We start from the raw sequence: 1199 nt of genomic DNA, 5'->3' as shown, positions 1-1199 counted from the left end.
CCAGGTCGAACCCAACCGCATAGTGCACCCGACGGTCGGGGTGAGCCGGGTCGTCGGCGCGGGCAAGCAGCGTGTCGATGAACCCCCAACATCACCAGGTACTGGCGGATTTAGGTGAGAGCTGGTCAGCCATATCCACCCGATTGTCGGCGGATGCTACGGAGACTCCAGGTGGTCAAGGTGTGCCCTATTAGGGCGACGACGATAGCCACCGCTACGAGGCGGATTACGCTCCATGTCGTCACGGCGACCGATCCTTGCATCGGGGCATCGAATTTGAGCCGCTGCGAAGTATCGACGATAGCCACTAGTGGAACCACCACCCGAAAAGGAAGGCTGCGAAATCCATGATTTCGCGCCATGTTCCCAGCCATGCCCAAAAGAGGGCCGGCGACGCAAGCGGCTATGCACCAAGACACCGTCACCGACCAGAATTCGTACCAGGAAATCATCCGTGTTCGCCCGGAATGGTCATTCACGTCCGCCGTCAGAAAGTCTCCATGCCCAAGCTTTGCCAGGTAGTAAGTGATCACGGCTGTGAGCAGGGATGCGGAGGCCAGGATGACGGACTCCATCCTGCGATTTCGCGCAAGGCCGATGCAGAAAGCCAAAGCAGCCCAGGACCATCCAGCCGCCAAGACGAGGTATACCGCATGGCCTACCGATCCGTCGACCGCGAGCAGAAGAGCGGCAAGAATCCCGAGCATCGCACCAGCGGTCAGTGCGGCTATCATGGGTGCCAGAAGGCGCGATCGCAAAGGTGTCACGGTATTCGTTGGATTCCTTTTCGGTTGCGTTCATGGCCGCCCGCCATGGTCTGGAGCCGAACAGCGCGGGCACGGTGGGTGCGAGACGCATCAGCCCACGCAGCGGGCCGGGCAGGGCCGTATAGGTGTCGATGGTGGGGATGCCGGTGGAGTGGGCGGCGGTGACCAGGTCGGCTCGCCAGGGGTTGGTGGCCACCGTGACCGGACCCTGGCCGAAGTCGACCCGTCTGCGTTGCGCGGCGGCGCGCTGCGGGACGAGTTCGCCGTCGTGGCGGCGGAACCCGCTGTGGTGCAGGTCGCGCGCCACGGTTGCGGCGGTGCCGCGGGAGAGCCCGCCGATGGTCTGGAAGGCCAGCTCCAGGCGGGTGGCGTCGGGGAGCTGTTTTGCCAGGTGGGCGGCGAGACAGTCGGTGGGCACCACACCGAATCCGG

The 1199-nt window shown here is 64.1% G+C and carries 2 protein-coding genes; one reads left to right on the top strand and one right to left on the bottom strand.

From position 1 onward, the window contains the following. Positions 1-125: 125 nt before the first annotated feature. The gene (locus tag U9980_RS28875) at positions 126-707 is read right to left on the bottom strand and encodes a DUF6518 family protein (protein ID WP_416210422.1); all 582 of its coding nucleotides are present in this window, start codon (positions 705-707) and stop codon (positions 126-128) included. A gap of 211 nt (positions 708-918) precedes the next feature. Here U9980_RS28875 and U9980_RS28870 point away from each other — a divergent pair. Next, positions 919-1199, top strand: a 281-nt coding sequence (locus U9980_RS28870; protein ID WP_416210421.1) for a hypothetical protein, incomplete at its 3' end; no start/stop codon positions are given.

Origin of the sequence: Protofrankia sp. Cr1 (assembly GCF_963555865.1) — a bacterium.
In the GTDB taxonomy this organism is placed as follows: Bacteria; Actinomycetota; Actinomycetes; order Frankiales; family Frankiaceae; genus Protofrankia.
The sequence above is the reverse complement of the archived record's forward strand: the minus strand, read 5'-3'. Positions and strand labels throughout refer to the sequence as shown.

Coding starts and splice junctions, on each gene's coding strand:
- U9980_RS28875 (WP_416210422.1), bottom strand. CDS start 707: ATGCTCGGGATTCTTGCCGCTCTTCTGCTCGCGGTCGACGGATCGGTA.